Genomic DNA, 23,736 nt, shown 5'->3' with positions numbered 1-23,736 from the left:
AAGGATTGGAGCGTAAGCAGGGGAAGGCTTACTTTGACCTGGATTTCAGGCCGGAGTAAGCCTTTTTGCATTACTGTTAAGAGAACGAATTCGCACATATTGTTCCTTTATCAGCGAAACTGATAAATGTTATAAAATCATTGAAATTGACCCTTAACACCCCGTGTGTTAGGTTCTAAGTAGTAGAAATTAATATGATCATTTTAGTAGGAATTAAAATTGAAGCAATGCGCGAGGTGGCAAATAGTGGAACTTCAAGTGACAAACAGCCCTTTTAATCAGGAACAGGTTGAACTGCTCAATCGTCTTATTCCTACATTGAACGCTGGACAAAAAACATGGCTTAGCGGATATTTGACAGCAATTCAGGGGATTTCAGCGGTAGCGGCCGGAGCAGGTGCGGGACAAAACGTACAGGCAGAGGCAATATCTGCTGTTAGTGTACCTCCGGTTTCCCGTGAAGTGACGGTACTCTACGGATCCCAAACGGGAAATTCCAGCGGACTATCCAAAAAGCTGGCCAAGAAACTGGAAGAACAGGGTCTTCAGGTGACCTTGTCAGCCATGGGAGATTTCAAACCGAACGGACTGAAAAAAATTGAGAATCTTCTCATTATTGTCAGCACACATGGAGAAGGCGAGCCGCCGGATAATGCGATTCCACTTCATGAATTCCTGAACAGCAAACGCGCTCCGAAGCTGGATGGATTGAAATACTCCGTGCTTGCGCTCGGAGACACTTCATACGAGTTCTTCTGCCAGACAGGCAAGGATTTTGACCAACGCTTGCAGGAGCTTGGCGGTACGGCGATCGTTCCGCGTGTGGACTGTGACGTTGATTTTGATGAAGCGGCTGCGGAATGGATGAATGATGTGCTGGCTTCGCTCAGCAGTACGCCAGCGACAGCGGGTTCGGTTTCCAGTGAAGCCGTTGTTGCCGCGGTGAGCAGCGGGGAATCCGAGTACAACCGGACCAATCCATTTAAGGCAGAGGTATTGGAGAATCTTAACCTGAACGGCAGGGGATCGGACCGGGAGACACGGCATATCGAATTGTCTTTGGAAGGTTCCAATCTGGACTACGAACCGGGTGACAGCCTGGGCGTCTTTCCGGAAAATCATCCACGCCTTGTGGATGAACTGATTGCGGCCATGGATTGGAATGCCGATGAGCGTGTAACGGTGAACAAATCCGGAGAGCAGGTATCGGTACGTGAAGCATTACTGCGCTACTTCGAAATTACGGCTGTAACCAAGCCGGTGGTAGAGCAGCTCGCGAAGCTTAGCCCAGGCAGCGGACTGGCAAATTTGCTGGCAAATGACACCGAATTCCGCAATGTAATGAACAGCTGTGATCTGCTGGATTTGGTACAGGATTATAGTCTGAGAGGCATTCCGGCTGCAGAGTTTGTTGCGGCACTTCGTAAAATTCCTGCAAGACTATACTCGATCGCCAGCAGTTCCAAATCATTCCCGGATGAAGTGCACCTCACAGTGCGCACGGTACGCTACGAAGCGCGGGGAAGAGAGCGTTACGGCGTATGCTCGGTTCATCTGGCCGAGCGTGTTGAAGCAGGGGACAGCCTGCCTATCTATATTCAGCATAATCCGAATTTCAAGCTGCCGGAGAACCCGGATACACCAATCATCATGATTGGGCCGGGAACAGGTGTGGCTCCATTCAGATCGTTCCTGGGCGAGCGTGAAGAAACGGGAGCCGAAGGAAAAACGTGGCTTTTCTATGGTGATCAGCACTTCTTGACGGATTTCCTCTACCAGACGGAATGGCAGCGCTGGCTCAAAGACGGCGTACTTACTAAAATGGATGTAGCTTTCTCTCGTGACACGGAGCAAAAGGTATATGTGCAGCACCGGATGCTGGAAAACAGCAAAGAGCTGTACCAGTGGCTTCAGGAAGGCGCAGTCATCTATGTATGCGGTGACGAGAAAAAAATGGCGCATGACGTTCATGGTGCACTGGCTACCATTCTTGAACAAGAAGGCGGCTTGACGTCTGAACAGGCATCGGAATATCTGACGAGGTTGCAACAGGAAAAACGTTATCAGCGGGACGTGTATTAATTCCGGAATCCCGGATCGAGACATCCCGCAGAGACGAGAGGAGAAAGCAGCATGGCTTATAATAACTTACTGAATCCGCAGCGCACGAACAGCGATGTGGAAGATATAAAGATCAAGAGCGATTACTTGCGCGGCAGTCTTACCGAAACGCTGGCTGATCGCATTAGTGGTTCGATTCCGGAGGATGACAACCGCCTCATGAAGCATCACGGCAGCTATATGCAGGATGATCGTGATCTGCGCAACGAGCGGAATAAGTCGAAGCTGGAGCCTGCATATCAGTTCATGCTGCGCGTCCGGGCTTCCGGCGGAATTGTAACACCTGAGCAGTGGTTGATGATGGACCGCGTGGCTCATAAATATGCGAACGGTACGATTCGTTTAACCACTCGCCAGTCTTTCCAGCTCCATGGTGTATTGAAGTGGGATCTCAAAAATACGATTCGTGAAGTAAACGATTCCTTGCTGAGCACACTTGCGGCGTGTGGAGACGTTAACCGGAACGTGATGTGCAATCCGAACCCGAATCAATCTGATGTGCATGCAGAGGTGTACGAATGGGCGTGCCAGGTAAGCAACCACCTGGATCCTCGCACTCGTGCATATCATGAGCTGTGGCTGGATGGAGAGAAAGTGATTGATACGGGGGCCAGTGACGAGGAAGTGGAGCCGATCTACGGCAAAGTGTACTTGCCACGGAAGTTCAAAATCGGGATTGCGGTTCCGCCATCGAATGATGTCGATGTGTTTTCACAGGATCTCGGATTTATCGCCATCGTGGAAAACGGTAAGCTGCAAGGATTTAACGTATCGGTAGGCGGCGGCATGGGAATGTCACATGGTGATCCGAAGACATATCCGCAAGTGTCCAAAGTCATTGGCTTCTGCACACCGGAGCAAATGATTGATGTTGCGGAAAAAACGGTCACCATTCAGCGGGACTATGGTGATCGCGCAGTTCGTAAGCACGCTCGCTTCAAATATACGATTGATGATCGTGGGCTGGCCTGGTTCGTAGAGGAATTGACCAACCGCCTGGGCTGGAGTCTGGAAGCCGCGCGTGATTTCCATTTTGATCATAATGGAGATCGTTACGGCTGGGTCAAAGGCAGCAATGGCAGATGGCATTATACGTTGTTTATCCAAAATGGACGGGTAAAAGACATTGATGGCTATCCGCTCATGACGGGTTTGCGTGAAATAGCCAAGATTCATAGCGGAGATTTCCGCCTGACCGCCAACCAGAACCTGATTATTGGGGATATCAGCAGTCAGAAGAAGAAAAAGATCGAAGCGCTGATTGAGCAGTATAATCTTACAGATGGTGCTCATTATTCGGCACTGCGCCGAAGCTCCATGGCCTGTGTGGCACTTCCTACCTGCGGTCTGGCAATGGCAGAGTCCGAGCGATATCTTCCATCCCTGATCGACAAGTTGGAACCCGTACTGGATGAAGCAGGACTGAGAGACGAAGAAATTGTCATTCGCATGACGGGCTGCCCAAATGGTTGCGCACGTCCGATGTTGGCCGAGATTTCATTTATCGGAAAGGCTCCGGGCAAATACAATATGTATCTCGGGGGAAGCTTTACCGGTCATCGTCTAAACAAGCTTTACAAAGAAAATATTGGTGAAACGGAGATCTTGGATACGTTGACGCCGATGGTGCATCAGTATGCGAGAGAACGTCATGAAGGTGAACATTTTGGAGATTTTGTGATTCGTGCCGGCTATGTGCCTGAAGTGCTGGACGGCCAGCAGTTTCACGCTTAAATGATCCGGTTGTTAGAGGAGCATTCCCTGTGGGAGTGCTCCTTTTGGTTTATTTGAGTCCGTTTCATCCCAAAACACCATCTGCCCGGGCATGATCGACACCAACATTTTCGAATCCCAGCAGCCATCGGATCATCGGAAGAAATTCAGTTTCCGTTTGAAATTCCCGAACATGGTATTCCGCTTACCCGAAAACCAGGTAAACCGGAAGATGTAGCTAGTCTATTACTCTATCTGGCATCTGGCCAGGCACGTCACATTACAGGTACTGAGGTATTTGTTGATGGAGCCGAGACCTTGATTAAAGGCTAGAGACTGGTATATCCTCTATCAGTCCCTCCTTTTGGTTGCATAGATTACCATTATTTCGTCTCACTGAACTTGTTGAAGCAGTGTTAACAAGATATAATAACTAGGTAGAATGCAGATTACATGTTGAAAGTGAGCGGAAACGATATGGGTCGTAAGTGGAATAATATTAAAGAAAAAAAAGCTTCAAAAGATGCAAATACGAGCCGGGTATATGCCAAGTTCGGCGTTGAGATTTATGTAGCTGCCAAGAAGGGTGAACCAGACCCGGAGGCGAACCGTGCACTGAAAGTCGTACTGGAACGTGCGAAAACGTATAACGTACCCAAAGCGATCATTGATCGTGCCATGGAAAAGGCAAAGGGCAGTGGGGATGAGAATTATGAAGAGCTGCGTTATGAAGGATTCGGACCGAATGGTGCGATGGTCATCGTGGATGCACTCACCAACAATGTAAACCGGACAGCCCCTGAAGTACGCTCCGCGTTTAACAAAAACGGAGGAAACATGGGTGTCAGCGGTTCTGTTGCATACATGTTTGATCCAACTGCGGTAATCGGAGTAGAGGGTAAAAACGCTGAAGAAGTGCTGGAAATTTTGCTCGAAGCAGACGTGGATGTTCGTGATATCGTGGATGAGGATGAGGCTGTTATCGTCTACGCAGAGCCAGATCAATTCCATGCAGTTCAGGAAGCATTCAAAGCTGCGGGTGTTACCGAGTTCACCGTTGCCGAGCTGACCATGCTGGCACAAAACCATATTGAACTTCCCGAGGATGCACAGGCTCAATTCGAAAAACTGATTGATGCCCTCGAAGACCTTGAAGATGTTCAACAAGTGTACCACAACGTAGAGTTTGTATAAGACAATGGCATAAGCTCTTGTCAATTGAAAAGGAGTGTCCAGACCATCTGGCTGATGGTCTGGACACTCCTTTTGTTTGGTTCCCTACGAATCGGACCGCAGAGCCCTGCGGGCTTTTTCCGATTTCTTTGTTTTGCTGCCGCCAAATTTGAACAATACGATCCCGCCAACGATCACAAGCACGCCGAGCAGCTGATTCCAGGAAAACGGAATTTTCTCCAGGCCAAGCCACCCCATGGAATCAAACAACAGTGCAAAACTCAGCTGCGATGTCAGCACGATGGAAATGGCAAAGGTTGGCCCCAGCAGCTTCATCCCCTGTACAAGACAGAACACGACGCCTACACCAATAGCTCCACTTAACCAGTACCACGGCTGCATATGCTGAAAGCTGAATGTATTCTTGCCTTCCACCAGCAATGAGATCAGGAATGAGGCAAGAAATCCGGTGAGTAGAACCATCGTTGTAGTGGACCATGATCCTGTCTTTTCATTGACTTTACTATTAAAAACGGTCTGCAGACTGACCAGTGAACCTGCAAGTAATGCGAGCAAAATACCCGTAATAATCATCGGTTGTGAACTCCTTATTCATAAATATTGTGACCTGCTATTTGACGCAAACCGTCCCGGTTTTTAATCTGGATAAAACCTTGATTGCGTTCAATCAACCCATCAGCACACAATTTCTGAATGACTCTGTTCAGATGCCGATAACTTGTACCGATCAGATTCGCGATGTCGGTCAGATTGAATGAGTCAAGCTCCTCGTGTACAACTGCTCCTGCTTCTTCGGTGGATATGGAGAGCAGGTAGCTGGCTAACCGAACTTCAACGGGGTACATCAGATTGAAGTTGGAAAAGTTCGAATCAATGTAGAACTTATGGGATATGATTTTTAGCAAAAATTTGAGCAATGGTGCATAATCACTCGCATGTTCAGCGAGGTATCGATAGTGAATACGCAGCATGACGACAGGTGTGACGGCCTGTACGGTATTGATAATATTGCTTTCCCGGACATACTCCACATCGCCAACAACTTCAAGTGGTGTTTTGAAGCAGAGTACAAGTGTTTTGTCCTGAGCGGAGGTGGTGAAGATCTTGACTTTGCCTTCCACCAGCACATATAAGTATTCCGATGCTTCGCCTTCGCGACAGATCAACTCACATTTCTCAAAATGGCATACCGTCATGTATGGACGCAGGGGCTCGTGAAATACCGATTCGAGCTGATACTGCTTCAAATAGTGCAACAATTGATTTTCATTATGGATTTCTTCCATCAGTACTTCGCCCCCGACTTGTTCTTGTGAAAACTTAAAGCAAACTACAGCTTCATAATGATGACACCTGTAACCATGAGTGCTATGCCAAGAAATTGTGGTAACTTCATCTTCTGCTTCACTACACCGAACCACCCATTGCTGTCTACCAGAAAAGTCAGGAACAGCTGGGCAATCAGCAGGGCCGAGATCGTAAATGTGACTCCAATTTGCTGTATGGCGGTCACTTCGCTGAAAATAATAACTGCACCGAAGGCACCTCCGGCCAGATATAACGGTTTGACTTGTTTTAAACCCTGAAGGTTGACATCACGAACAAACATCAGGATGATGGCTGCCAAAATGAAGCCGGTCAGCTGCGTAATGGTGGCGGCTTGCCATGTGCCCATATCGGTACTTATCCGGGTGTTGGCTACACCTTGCAGCGTAATGCAGGCCCCGCCCAATAATGCAAAAATAATTCCTTTCATGCTGTACTCTCCTTATCATGTGTTACTTCGACTTCTATTAAATGACAAACGTACCCCGATCGCCAAGGACAAATGTCCTAAGCTCCAAATACACAGCATTCAGCGTACAACAAAGGACTGCAAAAATCCACATATGACCGAATGATCATTTGAATAATTCATTTTTAAGATGAAGCAATAACAGGTAGGAGTTTATGGAGGAAAAGAAAAAAGCCCCCTACATCAGGGAGCGATTAATCGCATTTCATTAGAGTACTTTGTACACGGGCTGCTCGCCTACAAAGTGGACAGGCAATCCGGGGAAGGCATGGTCAAGCCTTGCTGCCAGAAGCTTCATACCCGCGGCCTCGCTTTCGGCATGTCCCATCATAATAAGTGCCTTTTGTTTGCCCTGCTTCACAGCATCACGTATGTATTCCGGTGTTTCCCATTCGAAGCCTTCGCCTGCGATAATGAGGTCCAATTGTTCGTTATGAAGTAAGGGGATGGCTAGATTACCGTTTCCACGGAAACCGACCAACACTGCTGCACGCTTGCAAGTCATCTCCAAACTGCCGGCAATGCGCACATATTCAACTCCAAGTGTACGCTTGATATGTTCTGCAATCTGCTGAACCGTCATGTGATCATTGAAGAACAAAATATCTGCTTCCGGCTTTCTCCGCTCGACATAGGATGACCATCCCAATGCCTGAATTAATCCTTCCGTGATTCCATCGGGTTGAATCTGGTGAATGGAATCATGACAACGATAAATGGCAATTCCCGCTTTCTCAATGAGGCTGCGCTTCGTCTGATAGACAGGGTCTTCAGTGAGCCAATCCGTGTGACTATGATGGTTATAGAAAGGAGGCTCATGAGCGATAATCAGATTGGCTCCCTGATGTATTGCCTGCTCAATGACATGCTGTGAGGGCATGAATGTAACGATAACACCCGTGACGAGCTGCTCCATGGATCCGCTAATCAGCTGATCCACCGTGTTTTCCCGCAGCTCCACATGGGCGGTCAAATGATGGATAAGATCTTGAACGGTAATTTTCATGAATGCGATACCTCCAAATGACAGGATACAGAATATATTCCCAGTTTATCATTTTATACAGACGACGGCATTACACATTGTGAAACGGGGTTAAGTAGTTTTCTTCTATGGGAAAAAGTATACTTACATAGAAGCTTTATCTAGATTAAACAGAGCATCCATTCAAACCTCCACTGAACATGTGAGCTTTTGCATACGTTTTAATTTTGATAAAGGAAGCAAGCAGAGAAAGGTGATGATTACATGACAGCCAGCACCATTATGGAACGTTTGAAAAGTGAGACGGCTCATTATCACAGACAAGTAGAACAGAACGATTATGCCAAGGCTATTATGAGTCAAACCGTGAGTTTAGAAGAGTATAAAAAGTATTTAGAAAAATTCTACGGCTTTCTGAAACCGATGGAAGAGCAAGCTTTGGAGCAGCCGTTCTGGGAGAGCACCGGACTGGATTACGAAATCCGTGGGAAAGCCATTTTGCTAGAAAATGATTTGCGTCATTTGGGTTCTAGCGAAGTGGACATAGCGCAGCTGCCAAGATGTGAGGAACTGCCGGATATATCTTCACCTGCACGATTGTTCGGTTATCTATATGTAATTGAAGGGTCTACCAACGGGGGTCAGATCATGACCAAGCGCCTGTCACAGTTTTTGCCGATTGAAGCAGGCCGCGGGCTTGAATATTTTAACGCTTATGGTGCGGAAACCAGAACGAGATGGACCGAATTCACGGAACAGCTTGTTCAGTTCGCACGCAGTGAGGAAGAACAAGACATCATGGTTCATACAGCTTCCGAAACATTCCGGTTGCTTGATCAATGGATAAATACCAAAGTAAACTAACCATTCGTATTTCAGCTCTTGAAATACACTGACCTCAGTGAGAGCATGGTCTAATATCCCATAGGATATCAATCATTAATTTTTATAAAGTAAATGAGTATGGAATGGCGTTTGAACTGGAAAACAGTTTGAGCGCCATTCTTTTTTTGAATCGTTTTTTTTCGTCGCCGCTGACACAGGACAAGTGCTATAATGATGCTTATGGATACACTTGTTCGTATTGCGAATATGAAGGGACGGTGAAACAACGTTCAATGAAAGACGATTCAAGGCAGTTGGAGTTTATCGAGATTGATCTGAGCGAAGAGCCGGAAACTGCGGCAGTGCCGGTGCCTGAACGTTCAACAATGGCCCACAGGGAATTCCATTCAAGGCAGGCTAGTGGTAGCATACTGTCTTCCGAGAAACGATTTGTGGAAGAGGCGAGGCACCTTGAAGAAACGGAAGGAGATCCTGCTCCGTTTGTACCTTTTATGAGCTACTGGCCAACTTATGGCGTCATGAACGAACCCCAGCGGGAATGGTATCTGTATTGGAGATCGGAAGTTAGGCAAGAAAGATACCCGGATACGGATCTGTCCTATCTTTTTGTCCATACGTATGAGTTGATTAACGGTATAGGGTGGAATGAACCCCAAGTGGGTTTTGATCAGCTTAAACGGTTATGGATTAATTACAGGGCGCGCCATCCGCAGCTGGACGTTTATATGCAGGAATGGCTTATGGATTACGCGCTGGTTCATCAACTGGACATGTCATTGTCCGAGATTTTGGACGTTACAAGTGGATATCTTCCAGCGGAGATGCTGGATATGGAGATGCACCGGATTTTGCAGAATCGTGTTGCTGAAGTTTCGTTAAAACTGCTGCGCCGATATTATGACTATGATATCACGCTCAGTAAATTTTACAGGGATGGTGGCGAGGAAGTTCTCGAAAGGTATATTCCCAAGGTTATGGCACTCGTCGATTCTTATTTGCTGCGTACACGTCAGGGAGGGATCGTTGACCAATTCAAACTGGTTAACGAAAGAACGACGGAACGGATGTTATTTCGCAAAGCGGTATATGACGATACCCTTTATGGCAAATCGGTGTTGTTAACCTATGTGCCCATTGGAGAAAACGCAGATTTTGTGCAATTTGTTACACGTGTATTCCGATGTACCGAGAATAAGTGTCGTGAGCTTTTAGGTTTCAGAGGGCGATTGCGTGGAAAGACTCTGGAACCCGAATTGGCGGGCCTGATCGAACGCTACCTGGATAAGGCATATGCAGCGGAAAAAGCGAAAGCCGTCAAGAAGCCAATCGTTCGAATCAATACCGAAAGGCTTATATCTTTGCAGCATGAGAGCGAATACGTCCGTAAAGCCTTAATGATTGAAGAGGACGCTATTGCGGAACATGCAGCAGCTCCGTCAGGCTCCCTTCCTCTTGAAGAGGGAGAAGCAAAAGAAACTTTGTTTGTCGTGCCTGAACGAGAAGAAGATGATTCTATCGAATCACAGGCTGACAAGGAGATCAACGATTCCCCTGATGAAGGACCGATTAGTCATGAGCCAGTCGGTTTGCAATGGGAGGAAACGGCTGCAGATGAAATGGACGAGGAGTGGTTCCTCTTGGCAGAACGGCTTGCTCCCCAGCATGTGCTGGTTATTCATGCGCTATTGGGTGCGGAGCCTGATACCGAGCTAATGCGTGTCGCAGAACAATTTGGAACGATGCCCGCACTTCTGCTTGATGAAGTGAATGATCTTGCAATGGAAACCATCGGTGATCTGCTAATAGACAGTGACCGGATCGTTCCTGAATATATGAATGTATTTGAACATGTGAAGAGGTGATAGGACAATGACCGAACTAAAAATACCGAAGCGGCTGACCACAGCACTGGTGAATTCATTGACAGCGGGCGTTGTGCCGCGGATTGGACTGGAGCAAATCGCTGTGGGCCGCAAGCCTGAAGTGGACGCGATATTGCGGGATTTGGATAACATTGCTGAGGGCGGCGCGGCGTTTAAACTGATTACGGGAAGGTATGGCAGCGGGAAAAGCTTTCTTTTGCAGATGATACGCAACTATGCGATGGATCGGGAGTTTGTTGTTGCAGACGCTGATCTGTCACCAGAGCGTAGATTGGTTGGTACCAAAGGTCAGGGGCTTGCAACGTATCGTGAGCTAATGACTCGTTTGTCTACACGCACACGTCCGGATGGCGGGGCACTTGAACCCATACTGCAGAAATGGATCGCTGCCTTGCAGCAACAGGCGATGCAGAACCAAGGTTTGCGGCCTGATGATCCTGCTCTCCCGGCAGAGGTGGAGAAACAGATTTATGCCGTTACGAATGAGATGCAGAACCTGGTGCACGGTTTTGATTTTGCCAAAGTGCTTGCATCATACTGGAACGGATACAAACTGGGGGATGATGATCGCAAACAGGCGGCACTTCGCTGGCTAAGAGGAGAGTATGCCACCAAGACAGAAGCCAAAAAGGAACTTGCTGTTGGCGTCATCATAGACGATGACAACTGGTATGACTATTTCAAATTATGGTCGGAATTCACAGCACGGATTGGTTATAAAGGGCTGCTGCTCTTCATTGATGAAGCGGTGAATTTGTACAAAATCACCAACAGCATCTCCCGGCAAAGCAATTATGAAAAACTGCTGACCATGTTCAACGATACGATGCAGGGCAAGGCGGAGCATCTTGGAATATTTGTGGGAGGTACACCGCAATTTGTGGAGGATGAGAGACGTGGGTTGTTTAGTTACGAGGCACTACGCTCCAGACTGATTGATGGGCGTTATGCAGCGAGAGAATATGCAAACTACACGGGACCCATCCTGAAGCTTGCGATGTTATCTCACGAAGAGATTTTGATCCTGCTGCAGAAACTGCGTCAGATTCATGCCCTTCATTTTGCTTATAGTGCTAGCTTGACGGATGAAGATTTGGTTGATTTTATGCAAACGGCAGTAAACCGTCTCGGTGCAGACGAGCTGTTAACTACTCGTGAAGTAGTGAGGGATTTCATGGATGTGCTGCATACACTTCACCAGAATCCCGAAGTGACCTATGCTCAGCTGCTTGGAGAACGGACGGCCAAGCCGCAGAATGATGGAAAAGCAACGGATTCTTCGACAGCTCCGGATGAGATGGACGATTTTCTGGCGGAATTTGAATTATGAGTGATCATCCTTTTTACAGACTGGCCCCATTTGTACAAGAATTCATCTACAAAAAAAAATGGGATGCACTCCGTCCTGCCCAGATCGAAGCTTGCCATATCTGCTTCAATACCCCGCATCATATGCTGATCGCGGCAGGCACGGCTTCAGGCAAGACAGAGGCTGCCTTTTTTCCTGCACTGACCGAGCTGTATGAACATCCTTCCAAATCTGTTGGTATCCTGTACATTGGGCCGCTAAAGGCACTGATCAATGACCAGTTTGAACGTTTGAAGGACCTGTTGTCTGAAGGCAACATCCCGGTATGGCACTGGCATGGGGATGTGCCACAAGCAGAGAAAACCCGTTTGGTGCGGAATCCGTCTGGAGTTCTCCAGATTACCCCGGAATCGCTGGAAGGTCTGCTGATGAACCGTCCGAATGCCATTCCAGCGCTGTTTCATGATTTAAGATACGTCATTATTGATGAGGTTCATGCATTCATGGGAGCAGATCGCGGTATTCAGGTATTGAGTGAACTGGCCCGGATTGAACGAATGGCTGGCTGCAAACCCCGCAGGGTGGGACTTTCTGCGACATTGAGTGACTATGATGCAGCTACAGCCTGGCTGGCAGCCGGATCTCAGGAGGGAGTGGATGTCGTTTCTTCTCCAGGTGGCCGCAAATTGCGCTTGCGGGTGGAGCACTTCTCCTTTCCCGATGCCCGGGATGAAGAACAGGCAGAACATCTGCACAATGCACGAAAAGCCTACTACGATTTTATCTATGAGAGTACTCATCACAAAAAGGCACTGATCTTCACCAACAGCCGTACGGATGCCGAAGTGACCATCCTTGAGATGAGAAGAGTAGCCGCACGGCGAGAGGAAAGGGATGTGTTTCATGTGCATCATGGCAGCATTTCGGCCATGCTCAGAGAGGAAACCGAAGCTGCCTTGAGAACCGGCGTCGGGCCGGCAGTAGCCGCCGCAACTGTAACGCTGGAGCTGGGGATTGATCTTGGTGAATTGGAGCGGGTTGTGCAGCTCGGAGCTCCTTACAGCGCATCGAGTTTCGTCCAGCGTCTGGGCAGATCGGGCAGACGGGATGACATGGCTTCGGAGATGCTATTCGTATGTCCGGAAGAAGAGGATGAAGAAGCGCAGCTTCCGGCTCGCATGCCCTGGACGCTGCTGCGGGCCATTGCTGTCATAGAGCTGTATGTGAAAACCAAGTGGGTTGAACCTCTTGAAGCTCGCAAAATGCCTATGGGTGTTCTCTATCATCAGACGATGAGTATGCTGAAAAGCATGGGAGAAGCAGAGCCTCGTGAACTTGCGTATGCCGTACTTTCAATTGCGCCGTTCAGCCAGATCCGGGCCGATCAGTACCAGACTTTCCTGAATTATCTGATCGAGACGGATCATCTGCAATGGACTGAAGAACGAACACTAATCATTGGGTTAACTGGCGAGAAGACAGTGAATAACTATCGTTTTTACGCTGTTTTCAAGGATGATGAGGAACACAAGGTATTGAATGGCTCAGAAGAAATTGGTTCGATTACCACAGTGCCGCCGCCAGGTTATTGCTTTTCGCTTGCTGGTAAGCTGTGGAAAGTGGAAGAAGTGGACCACAAACACAAAGCCGTGTATGTGAAGGCTGCCAAAGGCAAAGTGGACACCTTATGGCTCGGTGCGGGGGGTGACATTCATACCTTGGTAGTCCAGAAAATGCGTGAGGTTCTGTCTGATTCAGTGATCTATCCCTATTTGTCTCCACAAGCGGTAAATCGGCTGGAGCGGGCACGTCGTTTGGCACGAGAGAGCGGGTTGTTGAAGCAGGTTGTCATTCCCGCAGGAGGTGACTCCGTTTACGTTCTGCCTTGGGTGGGGAGCAAATCGTTCCGAACCCTGGAACGTTTGATGAAGCATAATCTGTCTGACAAGCTTGCACTGCGTTCGGTTGTGCCCATGGAGCCGTATTATTTTGTTGTCTCTGGTAAAGCAGATGCACGTACACTGCTCGCAGAGATTATGAGTGAATGCCGAACCGTTGAAGATGCTTCAGGACTGTTGGCGGAAGACGAAGCGCCTTATCTCGGCAAATATGATGAATTTGTGGCGCCTCCATTGATCCGGGAAGCTTTTGCTGTAGATGGGTTGGACCTGCAAGGGTTGCAAGAGGGATTGGAACAGACACTGACTTGGGAATCTCCTGGATTATCATGACGCTGATATTATCGTCCAATCCGCATATGTTCCAATTTCATTTAAATTCATGATGAGGGTTGACACCATCTCACCTGCCATGTAATATATGAAAAGTCGTCACATACGTAACATCACAAAAGCATACTTTATTTCGTATAACCTCGCAGGCCAGAAGTGTACACAGGGCGAGGGTCTCTACGGGAAGCCTATACTTCCTAACTACGATGCCAGGAAATCAATTGATATTCCTAGCTCGAAGTTAGGATTTTTTGCGTTTGGATGGCGGGTTGTGACCTTGGCATGAAATAGACATGCGGACGTAATATCGATCATCAGGAGGTTTATTCATAATGAAATACTATTTGTCCGTTCTCGCTGGAGCGATGAGTTATGGCATATTGTCCACTATTGTGGTACTGGCATACAGTGAAGGATATCAGCTCGGTGAGGTTGTAGGCTCACAGCTGATCACGGGATTCATCCTGTCCTGGATGCTGGCATTATACACGAAGTTTAAAATTAAACGCAGATCACAGGCAGATGGCAAACCATCTGCAGCTGCAGCCAACATTTTCACACGTTTGACGTGGAAGCAGCGTTTGCTATTGATGGCTGCCGGTACGCCGACGGTCATTACGGGCCTGGTTTATTATCAATCATTACGTTACATTCCGGCATCACTCGCGATTATCCTGCTGTTTCAGTTTACATGGATTAGCGTATTGATTCAGGCGATAAGTAAACGTCAACGTCCAGACAAAGTCACTTTCCTGACGCTGATTATCCTATTCGGTGGTACGCTGCTTGCCGCAGGTTTCTTGGAACAGGGACTTAGCGAGTTTAATGGTCTTGGTATTGCTCTTGGACTAATGGCAGCTGTGAGCTATTCGCTGTTTGTACTGTTCAGCGGCAAAGCCGTTCCTTCAGCACATCCTGCGTTTCGCAGCGCCTGGATGGTTACAGGCGGATTGATTCTGCTCTGCATTTTGTTCCCGCCAACATTCTTGTTTAACGGACTGATCTGGAGCCAACTGCTTGTGTTCGGATTACTGCTCGGATTTTTCGGTGCCTTCATTCCGCCAGTCCTCTTCGCCGTAGGGGTTCCTCATATCGGAGGTGACATGGCAGGCATTCTGGGTGCGGTTGAACTACCGGTTGCGGTACTGTTATCTTCCTTCGTACTCCATGAACATGTCAGCGTGCTGCAATGGTTCGGCGTCATCATCGTTCTAATCGGTGTTGCCCTGCCAGAGTTATATAAAATGCGGCTGAAGCGCAGTCGGAACACACCGCTGTATTCCTGAAGACGATAGGAAGCAGGGATGCAAAAGAGTGTTAGTGGAAATAAATATAAACGTAAAGAAGCCTGGGCGATCAGGCTTTTTTCTATGAATTGAAGGTTTCTTCTGTGAATTTCGAGCTAGGGCGAAATGTATAATCTGAGATGGCCCATAGGGGCCATTTTCATCTATAACAGCTTGAGGTATGATAGAGGTTGTACTTTTAAATGATGAAAAGAGGCATGTTGATATGAACAGCTCAATCAAGAAAATGTGGCCGTGGCTAACGCTAGGCATTGCTGTAATTGTATTACTCGGATCATTTCTCGTATATTTCATGGGCAAGGATATGTCCCCTGGCGCAGGGAATTCAGTAACGGCCCAAGCCGGAACACCAGAGGATTTAGCGGGATATGAAGTCATTGATGTCAATGTTAGTAACGACGGATTTGAGCCTGGTGTGATAGAAGTTAAAGCGGGAGTTCCCACCAAAATTAATTTTATTCTCACCCGGTCAGTCACCCATGTTAAATCGGTTGGTTCACAAGAACTTGGCTTGGATTTATACATGCAAAAAGGAGATAACTACTACACTGTTGACGAAAATTTGCAGCCTGGAGAATATGAAATTCACTGCGGCATGTACATGATATACGGAACGATTAAGGTAGTATAAACGGAGGAGCAGAGTCAGTGACAAGCTGGCTTTGCTCCTCTTTTGCATGCATGATATCATGGACTAGTGAGACATTCCATCTGGAGGTGGCCTATTATGAAAGCGCTATTTATTGGAGGAACAGGCACAATCAGTACAGCAATTACGAATCAGCTCGCCAGTCAGGGCTGTGAACTCTATTTGATCAATCGGGGGAATCGGAATGATGACCTGCCTGCGGAAGTGAAAGTGCTGCAAGCTAATATCAATGATGAAGACCGAGTGGCGGAGCTGATTAAGGATCTGGAATTCGATGTCGTTGCAGACTTTATTGCTTTTGTACCGTCACAGCTCGAGAGGGATTATCGTTTATTCAAGGACAAAACCAAACAGTTCATATTCATAAGTTCGGCATCTGCCTATCAGACGCCGCTTGCGGATTACCGCATTACCGAAGGCACACCGTTGTCCAATCCCTACTGGGAATATTCACGCAACAAGATCGCCTGTGAAGATTACCTCATGAAGCAGTATCGGGAACACGGATTTCCGGTGACGATTGTGCGCCCAAGTCACACCTATGGAGACCAGTCCGTACCGCTGGGTGTTCATGGGGCCAAGGGCAGCTGGCAGGTTCTCAAGCGCATCAGCGAAGGCAAACCCGTAATCATTCATGGTGACGGCACATCGCTCTGGACGATTACACATAACAGTGACTTTGCCAAAGGATTTATCGGTCTTATGGGGAATATTCATGCCATCGGTGAGTCGGTACATATTACATCGGACGAGTCTGTGACGTGGAATCAGATCTATGAGATTATCGCAGGAGTACTTGGTGTCAAACTGAATGCGGTTCATGTGCCGTCTGAATTTTTGGCGGCATGCAGTGATCAGGATCTTCGAGGCGGGTTGCTTGGGGACAAGGCCAATACCGTGGTATTCGATAATAGCAAACTGAAGAGACTTGTACCTGAATTTGTGGCCACAACGAGGGCAGATCAGGGAATCAGGAAGACGATTCAGTTTATTCTTGCTCATCCTGAATTGCAGACCGAGGATCCCGAATTTGACGGATGGTGTGATAAGGTGGTTGGCGCACTGGACGAAGCATTGAAGAAGATTAGAGAATAGAAGTGAGGGAAAAGATATGACCCAGACCGGGCATCGAATGGTAAAAGAAATAACCAAAACGTTGACGTTGGACTACTTGCTGCACGTTCCAGAAACGGAAGAACAACCTGTGGAACAGAAGTGGCCCGTTATTCTGTTTCTTCATGGTTCTGGAGAGTGCGGCAGTGATCTGGAAAAGGTCAAAGCGCATGGGCTGCCGCAAATAGTGGATCAGGACAAGAGCTTTCCGTTCATCGTGATATCTCCACAGTGCCCGGAGGATGAATTCTGGGCAATGGAGAAGGAGGCACTGATCGCGATTGTCGAACATGTGCTGGACAACTATCCTGCAGATCCGAAACGGGTATACCTCACAGGATTAAGCATGGGCGGTTACGGGGCTTGGCATCTGCCAGTCGACTACCCGAATGTATTCGCAGCGGTGGCTCCCGTGTGTGGGGGAATGAACCCATCCAAAGCTGAAGCCTTGCGCAATGTGCCTATCTGGGCATTTCATGGCGCCAAGGACGACGTTGTTGTGCTCTCGGAATCACAGGGGATTGTGGATGCACTCGAAGCGTTGGATGCAAACGTGAAGCTCACAGTCTATCCTGAAGGGAACCACAATGCGTGGGACGAGACGTATAGCAATCCTGAACTGTACAAGTGGTTTCTTAGTCATACCTTGTAATCCATTGTTCATCAACCATTGATATTTGGAATCATCAAGTGTATTAACCCTGTTTTTAATGCTATAATAGGTTGCCAATATGATAAAAAAGGGTAATGAACTATGGTGATGAATGATGAATAACAAGTTTATCCGAATCTATGAAGATATAGCAGCTCATATTCGGACTGGAGAAATCGAGGCAGGTTCGATGCTGCCGTCAGAGCTCGATTTATCTGAAAGCTATCAGACGTCCAGAGAGACGATTCGCAAAGCATTAAAAATGTTATATGAAGAAGGTTATATTCAGAAAATTCAGGGCAAAGGTTCGATTGTACTGGATATTCGCAAGATCGATTTTCCCATCTCGGGTCTGGTGAGCTTCAAGGAACTGGCCAAAAAGATGGGACATCGGGCCAAAACGCAGGTTGAGGTGTTTGAGGATCAAAAGGTAGACCAAGCCTTGTTTAAAACCATTCATTTCGGGATGGACGAACAGGTGTGGAAAATTGCACGCGTCCGTAATGTTGATGGAGAACGCGTCATTCTGGACAAGGACTATATCAGTCAGCGTCTCGTTCCGGGATTGAGCAAAGAGATTTGCAACAACTCCATTTATGAGTACATTGAGGAGGAACTGGGGTTGTCCATTTCTTTTGCCAAGAAGGAAATCCTGGTGGAAGAGCCTACCGAAGAGGATCGAAGGCTGATGGATCTGGACGGCTTTCACAATGTCGTGGTTGTACGCAGTCAAGTCTACTTGGAGGATGCAAGTCCTTTTCAGTTCACGGAATCCCGGCATCGTCCGGACAAGTTCAGATTTGTTGATTTTGCACGGCGAAAATAATTTGAATGTAAGCTGAAAAAAGAGTACCCGTTCACTTCATTGAACGGGTACTCTTTTTGCTATGCAGGAGCCTTCTTATGAAAGAAAAAATTCCTTTTTGTAGTAAAAAAAGAGTTGACTGGTAAGCGTTTTCATTCTATTATAACTTCATAACCTAAACGATAAAGTAATAAAACTCATTTAACTTACTTTAATTAGTTTATTTTTTTTGAATTTTAATTTAGTTGGAAGGTTTCTGATTTTAGTTAACTTATTGCCTTGAGCAGGGTTAATTGAAATATAAAAAAATTCAGGGAGGTTCTAATCTATGGCCAAGTTGCAAAAAGTCACAATCTTCACCGTCATTGCAGCACTCATGTTTGTCATTCTGGGGAGCACTGCCCCCAAAGCATCGGCAGCTTCAGGTTTTTATGTGAGTGGCGGCAAATTGTATGATTCTACGGGAAAAGCATTTTACATGAGAGGCATCAATCATGGACATTCCTGGTTCAAGAATGACTTGAACACAGCCATTCCTGCAATTGCGAAAACGGGTGCCAATACGGTCCGTATTGTTTTGTCCAACGGAACACAGTACACCAAAGATGATCTGAACTCCGTTAAAAACATCATTAATGTTGTAAACGCTAACAAAATGATTGCAGTCCTTGAAGTGCATGATGCCACAGGCAAAGATGACTACAATTCGTTGGATGCAGCGGTTGACTACTGGATCAGTATCAAGGAAGCACTGATCGGCAAGGAAGATCGGGTTATTGTGAATATCGCCAACGAGTGGTATGGAACATGGAACGGAAGCGCATGGGCAGACGGATACAAAAAAGCCATTCCAAAGTTAAGAAATGCAGGCATTAAAAATACATTAATCGTGGATGCAGCAGGCTGGGGGCAATATCCTCAGTCCATCGTGGATTATGGGCAAAGTGTCTTCGCCGCGGATTCACAGAAAAACACGGTATTTTCCATTCACATGTATGAGTATGCAGGCAAAGATGCAGCAACCGTGAAATCCAATATGGAAAGTGTGCTGAACAAGGGGCTGGCATTAATTATCGGTGAATTCGGAGGATACCACACCAATGGAGATGTCGATGAATATGCGATCATGAAATATGGTCAGGAAAAAGGGGTCGGCTGGCTTGCATGGTCTTGGTATGGGAATAGCTCAGGTCTGAACTACCTGGATATGGCCACAGGACCTAACGGAAGCTTAACAAGCTTTGGCAACACGGTCGTCAATGATACCTATGGCATCAAAAATACGTCCCAAAAGGCTGGTATCTTTTAAGTGAGCATTTTGCATAAATCTATTAAGCGGCTTCCAATCTTCAATATATAGACCGAAATGGTCCATTCGTCTATATATTGTCCCTGGAGCGAGTGGAATCGAATGATGCAAAATGCTGAAGTAATTCTCTTGCAACAGAATAGGAGGCATATAAGAATAACTGAACACTCTGACCCTTTTTGTCAGAGTGTTTTTGTTCATTCAAATATCAAAATATTTTCTTTTGATTATTTCTGTTTATATCTAAAATATGTTGTTTTCAAAACAAAACAAAGATGATAAACTCTGATTAGGAATAAAACAAACATTATCGGAGGGAAATGAATGGTACAGAGTTTATGGAACACTTCACAGGCTTCGGAGCAAACAACGGGTCTTGAGCAGCTGGTCTATCGATCCAATCTGATTGGCGCAGATCGCAGTGTATGTAACATCTATGGAGGAAACACGTCTACCAAAACGACAGTGAAGGATTTTCGTGGCCGCGATATAGAAGTAATGTACGTGAAAGGAAGCGGATCCGACTTAGGCTCGATGCAAGCGAAGCATTTTACAGGTCTGGCTCTGGAAGACATTCGTCCCCTGATTGAACGTGAATCGATGACCGATGAAGAGATGGTTGAATATCTGGGGCATTGCATGATTGATTCCAAGCACCCACGTGCTTCCATCGAGACGCTGTTGCATGCGTTCCTTCCATATAAACATGTGGACCACACTCATCCGGATGCGATTATCAGTCTGTGTTGTGCGGATAACGGCAAAGAGTTGGCAAGAGAGATTTATGGAGACCGTTTTGTATGGGTGCCTTATGTTCGCCCAGGATTCACATTATCCAAGATGATTGCTGAAAGCGTATTCGCGAATCCGAATGCTGAACTGGTTTTGATGGAGAAGCATGGACTCGTAACATGGGGAGAAACATCCGAGGAATGCTACGCACAAACCATCAAAATCATCAATGAAGCGGAAGCTTTCATCGAGGCACGCGTGGATGAGGGAGGTCTGTTCGGCGGTGTTAAACATCCGGCCCTCGCAGCTGAAGTGCGGCGTGAGATCGTAGCCAAAGTGATGCCAACGCTTCGCGGTGCAGTATCGGATAGCAAAAAAATGATTTTGTCCTATGACGATCAGGACGATGTACTTACCTTTGTAGGTGGAGCGGATTCGCCACAACTGTCTCAGGTGGGAGCAGCATGCCCGGATCATTTGGTACATACCAAAGTGGTTCCCTTGTTTATTGAATGGACACCAGATGCTGAAGATATTGAAGGTCTGAAAGCCAAGCTGGTCGAAGGCGTTGCTGCCTACAAAGAGCAGTACCAACAATATTTTGAAAGCAACAAGAATGATGGCGACGTTATGTTCGAAGCAGCACCACGCGTCATTCTCATCCCAGGTGTGGGCATGATCAATACAGGCAAGAGCTGGGCGCTGTCGCAAGTGAGCGGGGCACTGTATCACCGGGCTATTGCCGTTATGCGTGGTGCGACCAGCTTAGGCAATTTCGTATCACTCAGCGCCAATGAGTCCTACAATGTAGAGTACTGGCCGCTTGAGCTGTATAAATTGTCTCTCGCTCCAGCCGAGACGGAATTTTCCCGGAAAGTGGCGTTTATTACAGGTGGCGCCGGCGGAATCGGAAGCGAAACTGCACGTAGGTTGGTATCCGAGGGCGCACATGTCGTTTTGGCTGACCTGAACCTGGAAGGTGCTCAAAAAGTGGCACAGGAAATCAATGACCAATATGGTGCCAATCGCGCATATGCTCTGAAAATGGATGTGACTGATGAGGAAGCCGTGCAATCGGCGTACGCGGAAGTAGCAGTACAATATGGCGGTGTGGATATCATCGTTAACAATGCGGGCCTTGCCACATCCAGTCCTTTTGACGAAACATCCCTGAAGGAATGGAACCTCAACATGAACGTGCTGGGTACCGGGTATTTCCTCGTTGCCCGTGAAGCGTTCAAGCTGATGAAGCAGCAGGGAATTGGAGGCAGCATGGTCTTCATCGGATCCAAAAACTCGGTCTATGCAGGTAAAAGCGCTTCCGCTTACAGCTCGGCCAAAGCTCTTGAAGCACACCTTGCCCGTTGTATTGCAGCAGAAGGCGGTGAATATGGCATTCGTGTCAACACGATACTCCCTGATGCGATTCTGCAAGGTTCTGCGATCTGGAATGGTTCCTGGCGGAATGAACGGGCGGCAGCGTATGGAATTGAACCGGATCAACTGGAAGAGTATTACCGCAAACGCACCACATTGCTCGTTAATATTTACCCGAAAGATATCGCGGAAGGAATTGCATTCTTCGCTTCTTCCAAATCCGAAAAAACAACCGGATGCATGATGACCATTGATGGTGGTGTACCGGCAGCATTTACACGTTAAGAGGAGGGTTCTTGCGAATGGATAACCAAGTCAAGCAAGCGTATGAAGCGGCCAAATTGTTATATGCCCAGCATGGAATTGATACGGATGAAGTCTTGGAGAAGCTTGCAGAGATCAAGGTATCGGTACATTGCTGGCAAGGGGATGATGTCAAAGGCTTTTTGAACCAGGATGGAGAGTTGACCGGAGGCATTTCCGTTACGGGTCAGTATCCGGGAGCTGCAACGACTCCTGCTGAGCTTCGGGCAGATCTGGAACAAGCCTTTTCCCTGATTCCCGGCAAACATAAGGTTAACCTGCATGCGATCTATACCGATACGGACGAAAAGGTAGAGCTGGATCAGATTGAGCCCAAGCATTATGAGAAATGGGTACAGTGGGCAAAAGAGCAGGGACTTGGTCTCGACTTTAATCCAACCTGCTTCTCTCACGAGAAGTCAAGTGACGGATTCACACTCAGTCATCCGGATCCCGAAATTCGCAAGTTCTGGATTGATCACTGCAAGGCATCCCGGCGTATCGGTGCATACTTCGGAGAACAGCTGGGCCAGACGTGCGTCACCAATGTATGGGTACCCGATGGCTTCAAGGATAATCCGGTGGATCGCATGACCCCTCGGAAACGTCTCAAGGATTCCCTGGACGAAGTGTTTGCGGAGAAGCTTGATCCGAAGCATCATCTGGATGCAGTGGAGAGTAAATTGTTTGGCCTTGGTTCAGAAGCTTATGTTGTTGGGTCGCACGAATTTTACATGGGATATGGATTGCAAAATGATACCCTGATCTGTCTGGATGCAGGTCACTTCCATCCCACAGAAGTCATCTCCAACAAGTTGTCGTCCCTCGCGCTGTTTACCAGTGGCATCCTGCTGCATGTCAGCCGACCGATGCGTTGGGACAGTGACCATGTCGTGATTATGGACGATGAGCTGCTGGAAATAGCACGCGAACTGGTTCGTCATGACCTGCTTCCAACTACACATGTTGGACTCGATTTCTTTGATGCCAGCATCAATCGGGTTGCAGCCTGGGTCGTTGGTACACGCAACACGATCAAAGCGCTGCTGCGTGCCATGCTGGAGCCAGTAGAGGCTTTGAAGACTGCTGAACTGGAAGGCGATTATACCTTGCGACTTGCACTGACGGAAGAATTCAAATCCTATCCGTTTGGTGCCATCTGGGATTACTATTGTGCCCAGCAGGGGGTACCTGTTCGTGAGAAGTGGATCTCCGAGATTAAAACCTATGAAGAGAACGTTTTGCTTCAGCGGGGTAAGTCGCTCGTATAGTAAGTGTATATCTATAGCCATTTTCTATCCTTTCCCGTACATTAATAAAAGTCCGCAGTGGAACAAACCGTTCCACTGCGGACTTTTTGACGTGTTCATCGTTCCCCATGCATAAGTGTTCTAAGAAATTACATACTAGAA

The 23,736-nt window shown here is 47.3% G+C and carries 20 protein-coding genes; 16 read left to right on the top strand and 4 right to left on the bottom strand.

Annotated features, from left to right (window positions below):
* Nucleotides 1–246: 246 nt before the first annotated feature.
* The 4 genes from AB3N00_RS05630 to AB3N00_RS05615 all read left to right on the top strand — a co-directional run bounded on the left by AB3N00_RS05630 (nucleotide 247) and on the right by AB3N00_RS05615 (nucleotide 5,028).
* On the top strand, nucleotides 247–2,082 hold the full coding sequence (locus AB3N00_RS05630) for an assimilatory sulfite reductase (NADPH) flavoprotein subunit (RefSeq protein WP_413033706.1): 1,836 nt from the start codon (nucleotides 247–249) through the stop codon (nucleotides 2,080–2,082).
* A gap of 51 nt (nucleotides 2,083–2,133) precedes the next feature.
* Nucleotides 2,134–3,855, top strand: a complete 1,722-nt coding sequence (cysI, locus tag AB3N00_RS05625) for an assimilatory sulfite reductase (NADPH) hemoprotein subunit (RefSeq protein WP_413033705.1) — start codon at nucleotides 2,134–2,136, stop codon at nucleotides 3,853–3,855.
* A 66-nt stretch (nucleotides 3,856–3,921) separates the two neighbouring features.
* Nucleotides 3,922–4,167, top strand: coding sequence for an SDR family oxidoreductase (locus AB3N00_RS05620; protein ID WP_413035199.1), 246 nt, complete (start codon nucleotides 3,922–3,924; stop codon nucleotides 4,165–4,167).
* A gap of 144 nt (nucleotides 4,168–4,311) precedes the next feature.
* Complete coding sequence (locus AB3N00_RS05615; protein WP_127536594.1) at nucleotides 4,312–5,028, top strand: YebC/PmpR family DNA-binding transcriptional regulator; 717 nt, start codon at nucleotides 4,312–4,314, stop codon at nucleotides 5,026–5,028.
* A gap of 84 nt (nucleotides 5,029–5,112) precedes the next feature.
* Here AB3N00_RS05615 and AB3N00_RS05610 read toward each other — a convergent pair whose 3' ends face one another.
* The 4 genes from AB3N00_RS05610 to AB3N00_RS05595 all read right to left on the bottom strand — a co-directional run bounded on the left by AB3N00_RS05610 (nucleotide 5,113) and on the right by AB3N00_RS05595 (nucleotide 7,829).
* Nucleotides 5,113–5,601 (bottom strand): DMT family transporter, encoded by a 489-nt coding sequence (locus AB3N00_RS05610; protein WP_413033704.1) that lies wholly within the window; start codon nucleotides 5,599–5,601, stop codon nucleotides 5,113–5,115.
* A 14-nt stretch (nucleotides 5,602–5,615) separates the two neighbouring features.
* On the bottom strand, nucleotides 5,616–6,314 hold the full coding sequence (locus AB3N00_RS05605) for a Crp/Fnr family transcriptional regulator (protein WP_413033703.1): 699 nt from the start codon (nucleotides 6,312–6,314) through the stop codon (nucleotides 5,616–5,618).
* 44 nt (nucleotides 6,315–6,358) lie between these two features.
* Nucleotides 6,359–6,784: a DMT family transporter gene (locus AB3N00_RS05600; RefSeq protein WP_413033702.1), complete on the bottom strand. Its 426-nt coding sequence runs from the start codon at nucleotides 6,782–6,784 to the stop codon at nucleotides 6,359–6,361.
* A gap of 247 nt (nucleotides 6,785–7,031) precedes the next feature.
* Nucleotides 7,032–7,829, bottom strand: coding sequence for a Nif3-like dinuclear metal center hexameric protein (locus tag AB3N00_RS05595; protein WP_413033701.1), 798 nt, complete (start codon nucleotides 7,827–7,829; stop codon nucleotides 7,032–7,034).
* A 243-nt stretch (nucleotides 7,830–8,072) separates the two neighbouring features.
* On the opposite strand from AB3N00_RS05595, the gene AB3N00_RS05590 reads away from it, so the two are divergent.
* The 12 genes from AB3N00_RS05590 to rhaA all read left to right on the top strand — a co-directional run bounded on the left by AB3N00_RS05590 (nucleotide 8,073) and on the right by rhaA (nucleotide 23,595).
* Complete coding sequence (locus AB3N00_RS05590; RefSeq protein WP_413033700.1) at nucleotides 8,073–8,672, top strand: biliverdin-producing heme oxygenase; 600 nt, start codon at nucleotides 8,073–8,075, stop codon at nucleotides 8,670–8,672.
* Nucleotides 8,673–8,911: 239 nt separating this feature from the next.
* Nucleotides 8,912–10,516, top strand: coding sequence for a TerB N-terminal domain-containing protein (locus AB3N00_RS05585; RefSeq protein ID WP_413033699.1), 1,605 nt, complete (start codon nucleotides 8,912–8,914; stop codon nucleotides 10,514–10,516).
* A 7-nt stretch (nucleotides 10,517–10,523) separates the two neighbouring features.
* Entirely contained in the window at nucleotides 10,524–11,867 is a 1,344-nt protein-coding gene (locus AB3N00_RS05580; RefSeq protein WP_413033698.1) for an ATP-binding protein, read from the top strand.
* A complete protein-coding gene (locus AB3N00_RS05575) occupies nucleotides 11,864–14,077 on the top strand; it encodes a DEAD/DEAH box helicase (protein ID WP_413033697.1) in 2,214 nt (737 codons plus the stop codon). The genes AB3N00_RS05580 and AB3N00_RS05575 overlap by 4 nt, the downstream gene beginning before the upstream one ends.
* Nucleotides 14,078–14,409: 332 nt before the next feature.
* On the top strand, nucleotides 14,410–15,363 hold the full coding sequence (locus tag AB3N00_RS05570; protein WP_413033696.1) for an EamA family transporter: 954 nt from the start codon (nucleotides 14,410–14,412) through the stop codon (nucleotides 15,361–15,363).
* 226 nt (nucleotides 15,364–15,589) lie between these two features.
* The gene (locus AB3N00_RS05565) at nucleotides 15,590–16,015 is read left to right on the top strand and encodes a cupredoxin domain-containing protein (RefSeq protein ID WP_413033695.1); all 426 of its coding nucleotides are present in this window, start codon (nucleotides 15,590–15,592) and stop codon (nucleotides 16,013–16,015) included.
* Nucleotides 16,016–16,111: 96 nt separating this feature from the next.
* Nucleotides 16,112–17,128 (top strand): SDR family oxidoreductase, encoded by a 1,017-nt coding sequence (locus AB3N00_RS05560; RefSeq protein WP_413033694.1) that lies wholly within the window; start codon nucleotides 16,112–16,114, stop codon nucleotides 17,126–17,128.
* Between the two features lie 16 nt (nucleotides 17,129–17,144).
* A complete protein-coding gene (locus AB3N00_RS05555) occupies nucleotides 17,145–17,798 on the top strand; it encodes a prolyl oligopeptidase family serine peptidase (protein ID WP_413033693.1) in 654 nt (217 codons plus the stop codon).
* Nucleotides 17,799–17,913: 115 nt separating this feature from the next.
* On the top strand, nucleotides 17,914–18,624 hold the full coding sequence (treR, locus tag AB3N00_RS05550; RefSeq protein ID WP_413033692.1) for a trehalose operon repressor: 711 nt from the start codon (nucleotides 17,914–17,916) through the stop codon (nucleotides 18,622–18,624).
* Between the two features lie 355 nt (nucleotides 18,625–18,979).
* A complete protein-coding gene (locus tag AB3N00_RS05545) occupies nucleotides 18,980–19,912 on the top strand; it encodes a glycoside hydrolase family 5 protein (protein WP_413035198.1) in 933 nt (310 codons plus the stop codon).
* Nucleotides 19,913–20,236: 324 nt separating this feature from the next.
* Entirely contained in the window at nucleotides 20,237–22,306 is a 2,070-nt protein-coding gene (locus tag AB3N00_RS05540; RefSeq protein ID WP_413033691.1) for a bifunctional aldolase/short-chain dehydrogenase, read from the top strand.
* Nucleotides 22,307–22,323: 17 nt separating this feature from the next.
* On the top strand, nucleotides 22,324–23,595 hold the full coding sequence (rhaA, locus tag AB3N00_RS05535) for an L-rhamnose isomerase (protein WP_413033690.1): 1,272 nt from the start codon (nucleotides 22,324–22,326) through the stop codon (nucleotides 23,593–23,595).
* The last annotated feature ends 141 nt before the right edge of the window (nucleotides 23,596–23,736 follow it).

Origin of the sequence: Paenibacillus xylanilyticus, from assembly GCF_047246825.1 — a bacterium.
GTDB classification, from domain to species: domain Bacteria; phylum Bacillota; class Bacilli; order Paenibacillales; family Paenibacillaceae; genus Paenibacillus; species Paenibacillus xylanilyticus_B.
This window is presented reverse-complemented; position numbering and strand designations above follow the sequence as displayed.